This window comes from Aestuariivirga sp. (assembly GCF_044239095.1).
Classification (GTDB): Bacteria; Pseudomonadota; Alphaproteobacteria; order Rhizobiales; family Aestuariivirgaceae; genus Aestuariivirga.
The window spans coordinates 1-7,544 of the sequence record NZ_JBIICB010000214.1 but is presented as its reverse complement, the minus strand read 5'-3'; the positions used below and the strand labels follow the sequence as shown (position 1 = coordinate 7,544).

7 protein-coding genes are annotated in these 7,544 nt (G+C 64.4%); 6 read left to right on the top strand and 1 reads right to left on the bottom strand.

Going from position 1 to position 7,544, the window contains the following annotated elements:
* The 3 genes from ACILRA_RS16755 to ACILRA_RS16745 all read left to right on the top strand — a co-directional run.
* On the top strand, positions 1 to 907 hold a 907-nt coding region (locus ACILRA_RS16755), incomplete at its 5' end, for a M24 family metallopeptidase (protein WP_395663210.1).
* A 120-nt stretch (positions 908 to 1,027) separates the two neighbouring features.
* Positions 1,028 to 2,146: an ABC transporter ATP-binding protein gene (locus ACILRA_RS16750; RefSeq protein ID WP_395663209.1), complete on the top strand. Its 1,119-nt coding sequence runs from the start codon at positions 1,028 to 1,030 to the stop codon at positions 2,144 to 2,146.
* Positions 2,147 to 2,154: 8 nt separating this feature from the next.
* Positions 2,155 to 2,871 (top strand): DUF1194 domain-containing protein, encoded by a 717-nt coding sequence (locus ACILRA_RS16745; protein ID WP_395663208.1) that lies wholly within the window; start codon positions 2,155 to 2,157, stop codon positions 2,869 to 2,871.
* 21 nt (positions 2,872 to 2,892) lie between these two features.
* Here the strand turns inward: ACILRA_RS16745 and ACILRA_RS16740 are convergent, their stop codons facing one another.
* Positions 2,893 to 3,912, bottom strand: coding sequence for a WD40 repeat domain-containing protein (locus tag ACILRA_RS16740; protein ID WP_395663207.1), 1,020 nt, complete (start codon positions 3,910 to 3,912; stop codon positions 2,893 to 2,895).
* Between the two features lie 136 nt (positions 3,913 to 4,048).
* Between ACILRA_RS16740 and ACILRA_RS16735 the strand changes: the two genes are divergently transcribed.
* From ACILRA_RS16735 to ACILRA_RS16725, 3 genes are all read left to right on the top strand, one after another.
* Entirely contained in the window at positions 4,049 to 4,669 is a 621-nt protein-coding gene (locus ACILRA_RS16735; protein ID WP_395663206.1) for a dimethylsulfonioproprionate lyase family protein, read from the top strand.
* Positions 4,666 to 5,475 (top strand): alpha/beta hydrolase, encoded by an 810-nt coding sequence (locus tag ACILRA_RS16730; RefSeq protein ID WP_395663205.1) that lies wholly within the window; start codon positions 4,666 to 4,668, stop codon positions 5,473 to 5,475. Before ACILRA_RS16735 ends, ACILRA_RS16730 begins: the two co-directional genes overlap by 4 nt.
* Before the next feature lie 118 nt (positions 5,476 to 5,593).
* The coding region (locus ACILRA_RS16725; protein WP_395663204.1) for a hypothetical protein at positions 5,594 to 7,544 on the top strand (1,951 nt) is incomplete at its 3' end.

Genomic DNA, 7,544 nt, shown 5'->3' with positions numbered 1-7,544 from the left:
CATCGAGTTCGACCACGTCAACCTCGATTTCCGCGCCCAGCTTTCGGACGCTTTCCCGGGCGTTGAATTCGTGGACGTGGCCGCCCCCTCGATGCGGCTCCGCATGATCAAGAGCGCGGAAGAGATCCGGCACATCACCAAGATGGCGCAGATCGCCGACATCGGCGGCGCCGCCGTGGTGGAAGCAACCGCCGTTGGCGTGCCCGAGCATGAGGTGGCGCTGCATTCGACCCAGGCCATGGTGCGCGAGATCGCCAAGACATGGCCCAACGCCGAACTCCTCGACACCTGGACCTGGTTCCAGTCCGGCGTCAACACGGATGGCGCGCACAACCCCGTCACCTCGCGCAAGATCAAGCGTGGCGACATACTGAGCCTGAACTGCTTCCCGATGGTTGCTGGTTACTATGTGGCGCTCGAGCGCACGCTGTTCGCCGAGACCGCCTCGAAGGAGCATATCCGGCTGTGGGAGGTGAATTGCCACGTCCATGACGAGGGCAAGAAGCTGCTGGTGCCGGGTGCGAAGTGCTCCGACGTCGCCAAGGCGCTGAACGACATCTATGCGCGCCACGACCTGCTGAAGTACCGCACCTTCGGCTATGGCCACTCCTTCGGCGTGCTGTGCCACTACTACGGCCGCGAGGGCGGGCTGGAACTGCGCGAGGACTGCGACACGGTGCTGGAGCCCGGCATGGTGGTCTCCATGGAGCCGATGATCATGATCCCCGAGGGCCAGAAGGGTGCGGGCGGCTACCGCGAGCATGATATTCTCGTGATCACCGAGAAGGGCAACAGGAACATCACGGGCTTCCCCTACGGACCCGAACACCTGATCGTGGGCGCAGGCCGGGGCGCCAAGCGCAAGCCGGCGGCGAAGAAGAAGGCCGCTGCGAAGAAGAAGCGCTGAACTAAAACCTGAACGCGAATTCACGGGCCGCGCCGCATGAGGGACTTGCATCCTCGTCGTCGCGGCCTATGATATTTTTTCACGTAGCCACGAACATTCGCGAAGGTGGGGGAAAAGGGAATGGCAAATGGCGTTTCGGCAGCTGAGCCGATGGTGCGCTTCACCAATGTGCAGAAGAGCTATGACGGCGAAACGCTCGTGGTCAAAAACCTCAATCTGGACATCGCCAAGGGCGAATTCCTGACCATGCTGGGCCCGTCCGGCTCGGGCAAGACCACCACGCTCATGATGCTCGCGGGCTTCGAGCCCGCCACCCACGGCGAGATCTTCCTGAAGGACAAGCCGATCAACAACGTGCCGCCGCACAAGCGCGGCATCGGCATGGTGTTCCAGAACTACGCGCTGTTTCCGCATATGACCATCAACGAGAACCTCGCGTTCCCGCTTCAGGTCAGGAACATTCCCAAGGCGGAGATCGAAGAGCGGGTCGCGAAGATCCTCAAGATGGTGGAACTGCCGCAGATGGGCAACCGCCGGCCCGGCCAGCTCTCCGGCGGCCAGCAGCAGCGCATCGCCGTGGCGCGCGCACTCGTCTTCGAGCCAGACCTGGTGCTGATGGACGAGCCGCTCGGTGCCCTCGACAAGCAGCTTCGCGAGCAGATGCAATATGAGATCAAGCACATTCATGAGCGGCTCGGCGTCACCATCGTCTATGTGACGCATGACCAGTCCGAGGCGCTCACCATGTCCAACCGCATCGCGGTGTTCAACGACGGCGTGGTGCAGCAGCTGTCCACCCCGTCCGATCTTTATGAGCGCCCGGTGAATTCCTTCGTGGCGCAGTTCATCGGCGAGAACAACAAGCTCAAGGGAACAGTTGCGGAGATCGGCGCCGACAATGTCGCAACGGTCAAGCTCGAGACCGGCGAGATGGTCAAGGCGCTGGCCATCAGCGCCAAGGAGAAGGGCGGCCGCACGCTGCTGTCGATCAGGCCGGAGCGGGTGGAGATCAACCCCACGGAGCAGTCGGCCGATGTGATCCTGAGCGGGCGCATCGCGGAGCTGATCTATCTGGGCGATCACATCCGCGCCCGTCTCGAGGTGGCAGGCCATGACGACTTCATCGTCAAGGTGCCGAACAAGGGTGGCTCGAGCACGGTGGCTGAAGGCCGCACGGTGAATATCGGGTGGAAGGCCGCGGACTGCCGCGCCCTTGACTTCGTCCAGTTCAGGACCTGAGACGGGCCATGGCGGCTGGGCGCGGGCTCAGGTCCATCGCGTTCTGGCTGGGCGGCCTGATCCTGTCCTTCGCCCTGATCCTGCCGCTGCCCGCCGGCCGCGCCCAGCAGCATGATGTCGATCTGGCGCTGATCCTTGCCATCGACTGTTCGTTCAGCGTCGATGCCCGCGAATTCGCCCTGCAGATGGACGGTATCGGCCGGGCCTTCATGCGTGAGGACGTGAAGAAGGCCATTGCGCAAGGACACCGCCAGAGGATCGCCGTCGCTGTCGTGCAGTGGTCGGACGACCGCAACCAGATCGTGACGCTGCCGTGGACCGTCGTCGCCGGGGCGGCGGATGCCGACGCGTTGGGCGGGCTCCTCATGACCATGCCGCGGCAACTGGCCGAGGGGGGCACTTCCATCTCCGCGGCGCTGACCTTCTCAGCCGCGCTGTTCGCTGCGGCCCCCGCCGCCGAGCGGCAGGTGATCGACGTCTCGACGGACGGGCGCAACAACAGCGGCCCGCCCGTATCTCCCGTGCGCGACAGGCTGGTAGGCCAGGGCATCACCATCAACGGTCTCACCATCCTCAACGAGTGGCCCACGCTCGACAGCTATTTCGAGAACAACGTGGCGGGCGGTGTTGGCTATTTCGTGATCCCCGCGAATGACTATGAGGATTACGGCGAGGCGATGTTCCGCAAGCTGCTGCGCGAGATCACCGGACCCGGCATCACGTGAGTGCCGTGCCACTCCTCCGGCTCAGGCCGTCCATAGCTGAACGAGGCTTCCCGCTCCTGGTACATGCCACGAGGCAATGAGAAGGCGCCGGCCGTCAGGAGAGAAGACAAGTACGTCGCTCGTCATGTCGATGCTGCGCAGCAGTTCGCCGGTGTCGGTCCGGTAGATGTGAAGACGGCCTGGAACCTGAAGGCTGCTGCCCTGGGAGAGCACCAGCAGGGGCGCCGCCGGCGAGACCGTCGCGCCGAGCACCTGTCCACCCCCTTCCGCCGCAGACATTCCGAAGCGCCTGACGGCCTGCCCATCCTCCAGCCTGATCATTTCGGCGTGGCCGGTCTCCGATGCGCCTCCCGCGTAGATCAGGTGCCGCGAGGCGCCATCGAAGCAGAGGGTCTGGACCTGGCGGCCTGTCTCGAAGTCTCCCGGCTGGCGCTCCAGTTCCCCGTCGAGATTGTAGCGGTAGAGGCCCGCGCGGCCATCGCCCCGCGCGGCCGCCAGCCAGTAGCCATCGGGGGAGGCCCGCAAGGGTCCATTGAATGTGCCCGGCCACTGGAGGATGCGGCGAAGGGCCGGTCTTGCGCCATTCCAGTCCCAGATCACCAGGCGCTCATCCTGCCCCTGCGCCATCATCGTCGCGCCTGACTTCGAGAATGCGATGGAGGCCGGCTGGAACCAGTTGGGCGTGCCGGGCAGCAGCATGACAACCCGTTGAACCAGCGCAAAGCTGTTCACGTCCCAGATCGTCAGGGAGGACCCGTTGTGGCCGCCGACTGCGATGTGCCGGTTATCGGGATGGAAGGTGAGCGTATAGGCCTGCATCGGCCCCACTATCAGCCGCCCTGCCAGAGCGCCGGTTGAGGAATGATAGATCAGGACCTCATCTCCCGTCGCCAGTGCGAACAGGGAATTGTCAGGGCTGAAGGCGGCGTCGCTGACAGAGGCCTGAAGTGCTGGCAGGCTGTGGCGCGGGCGCAATGCGCCAACATTCGACGGCACGATCAGCCGTAGCCTCGGCGGGCGGGGAAAGGGCAGGCGTCCCATGAGACCAACTCCAGTTCCTGATTGATGATTTCTCAATTTCTGCGAAAATGCAAGCGTGACGTGTAGTGCCTGCATCGGCTGCTCTCGACCCCTTGCCCTGTCCTGACGCTGAACGTCATGCTAGACGCGATCCATCATGAATCATGAACTGTTCGAACAGACGCGCCGGTTGATTGGCGCCATCGCGCGCGGGCTGTCTGCGCGCCCGGGCGAGGGTGTGGCGGAGGTCCTTTCGCGGCTTGCTGCGCAGGATCTGGGCGAGGCCCGCTTCTTTGAGCCCGAGCCGCGCGGGCTTCCCGTTCTCTCCCATCTGCCCCAGTCGATCGGCGAGACCATGCTGTTTGATCCCGGCCTCGCCGCCGCCATTGCCGCGGTCGAGGATTCGCTCCATTGGGTGCAGTCGTCTACCTACACCGATGCGCTGCTGGGCGAGGGCTTCAGCGCCAATTACGGGTGGTCTCACATCATCGGACCGGATGGTTTCTTTCCGGGCGGCGATTTCCTGCTTGGCCTGCTGATGCTGGGGCCGGACCGCCATTACCGCGACCACTATCACCCGGCGCCCGAACTCTATTGGCCGCTGACCCCCAATAGCCGCTGGAGCATTGATGGCGGACCCTTTGCGGACAAGCCGCAGGGCGCCACGATCTGGCATCCGCCCATGGCGCTCCATGCCACGAAGACGGATGCGACACCGCTTCTTGCCGTCTGGTGCTGGACGAAGGATGTGGCAACGCCCGCCAGGCTCAAGGCATGATGAGCCTGCTGCGGTCCATGCTGTTTGTGGGCGCGGCGGCCTATCTGGGCATATTGCTCTACATGTATGTGCAGCAGCGCAGCCTGCAGTATTTCCCGAGCCATCAAGGCATAACGCCGGAGGCACTGGGCCTCACCGGCGTCAGCGAGGAGCGGGTGAAGACGCCCGATGGCGAGACAATCGTCTTGTGGCACGCTGGGGCGCGGCCGGGTTACCCGACGATCCTGTTCTTCCATGGCAATGGCGGGGAGGTCGCGGGCCGGGCAGAGCGCATGGCCTTCTACCAGTCCCAGGGCTTTGGCGCGCTGTTCGTCTCCTACCGCGGCTATGGCGCCAGCACGGGAAACATCTCCGAACAGGGCTTCATCACGGACGCGCTCACCGCCTATGACTTTCTTGCCGCGCGCGGTCTTGAGGCAAAGGACATCGTGCTCGTGGGCGAGTCCCTCGGCACCGGCGTTGCGGTGCAACTCGCAGCGATGCGGCCGGTGGGTGCAATGGTGCTGGAAGCGCCCTTCACCGCGGCGGTGGATGTTGCTGCGGAAATCTATCCCTGGCTTCCGGTGCGGCTCCTGATGAAGGATCAGTTCCGCTCGCGCGATGTCATCGGCAAGGTGACGGCGCCGCTCCTGATCATCCACGGCGATGCCGACCGTATCATTCCCGTGGCGCATGGACGAAAGCTCCATGAACTGGCGAATGAGCCCAAGGAACTGGTGATCCTGCCGGGCGCAAGCCATGACATGATCGCCGACAGTCAGGTCTGGGCGCGCGAAGCAGCCTTTCTGCTGAGGGCGGTCCGGTAACCAGACTGCCGCCCGGCACTTCCTCCCCAGTTTTGATAAAACTATTTACCATGAAACGCTTTCGTTATACAACCGTTAAAGTTGTATTCTCTTGTCGTTTTGACAGATGGAGGAAGCGATGGACGGCTATCCGGTTCGCCAGCAATATGTATCCGATACGCCGGTTCAGCTCCTGGCCCGGCCGGCGGGAGCACTGCTCTCCGTTCCCGCCGCAGCGGTGACGCTGCTCGAGACGATTGGAATCAAGACGGTTTTTGACCTCGCCACCTCCATGCTGTTCGGCACGGCACGCGCCATCAGCGATGCCGCGGCAGGCGTTCAGGCGATGGGAGCGATGGCAGTCCCTCGCGACATGATCGACGCCAATGCGGCTGACCTCACCTATGATGAACTGGCCGAACAGCCGCTGACGGTGCTGCGCATCGTCGGGCCTCAGCGGGGCCAGGCGATGGCCACGGCGTTTGGCACGGTCACGGTGCGGGAACTTGCGGCCTGGCCGCCCTACCGCGCTGCGCGGCGCATTTTCAACGACGCCTATGGCTTTGCAAATGAGCTGCCGCATGATCCGGAGCGCCCCGCCGAACTTGTGCCCACGGCGCGCCAATATGCAACCGAGCGCGTGCAGTATGACGTGCTGGTGCTCGACCATGTGCTCGAGCCCGTGGACGAGGATGAGCGCCCGCGCCCCCGTCCAAACCCCGGGACGATGATTCCCAACTGGAACAACGGCGGCGGCACATTCGACAATGATCTTGATGATGTGCTTCTCTTCGGGAAGAGCTTCGACATCCGCAATGCCGGCGGCATCGATGTCGCCGACATCGTGGCCGCCACGCTGATGGCGCAGCCGGCGGTGGGCGCCATCCTGACCTATCGCCAGAGCTGGTTCCAGCAGGGGCTGGCGCTGGGCCAGCTGCTGCACTCTCTGGCGCTGGCGCCGGGGGAGAGCACGCGCATCGCGCTGGTTGACTGGACGCGCCGCGTGCGCGCCTCGAGCGACGAGGTCACCGAGCAGATGGAGGCGCTGAGCGCCAGCACGGAGCGCAACCGCTCGATCAGCGAGGTCACCTCCGCCGTGGCGCGCGAGGCGCAGCAGGGTTTTTCCGAATCCTCTTCCACGGCCACCGCACGTCAGACGGCGGAGACCGGAGGTTCCGCAGGCATCGCAGCCTCGACGCCGGGGCTGCTCGGCATGCTGGAGGCGGCGGTGTTCGGCGGCGATACCGCCTCGGTGGGCGTGCGCTCGACGGGCACCTCATCGGCCAATTCCACCAACACCGGCTGGGCCTCCTCGCGCGCCTCCTCATCGGGTGAGCGCACGCTGACGGGCGAGATGATGCAGAACGTCTCCGACCGCACCCAGCAGGCGGCCAACAGCACCCGCAACCGCCGCGCCACGGCGGTGACCGAAAGCTCACAGTCCGAAAGCGAGAAGCTGTCGACCCGTGTCGTCACCAACTACAATCACATGCATGCGCTGAGCGTGCTCTATTTCGAAGTCGTCCAGGTCTACCGCGTCGTGCTGGAGGTGGCGCGCGCCACGCCCGCGCTGTTCCTGCCGATGAAGCTCGTGACCTTCAGCGAAACCGTCATCCGGCGCTACCGCAGCGTGATCGCGGCGGCGGGGCTGACGCCCGAGGTGCGCTCGCTCGCCGTCGCGCGTGCGGGGCAACTCGCTATCGCAGCGCCGCGCCGCCTGTTGTGGAACCGCGCCTTCCTGACGGAGGTCAACAAGACGCTTGGGCTTCAGGTCGGGAACCCGGCGGACGCCGTCATCAACCTGCCGCTCAGCGAGCTGAAGTTCCTGCAGGTGGGATCATCGGACCAGGCCTTCTTCGACAATTTCTCAGGCATCGCCTTGACCATGGCGAATGGCGCGCGCAGCGTCATTCCCATCATCGACCGCAAGGAGGCGCACAGCGGCTGGACGGGGCAGTTTGGTGCTAGCCTTCCGAAGATGGATGCACGTGACGTCGCGCGGATCGACCTCATCCAGAAGAAGGGTGATTTCGCAGGGGTCATTGAACTGCTCCTGTCCTTCGACGGGCGTCAGCCTGATGGCAAGCCAT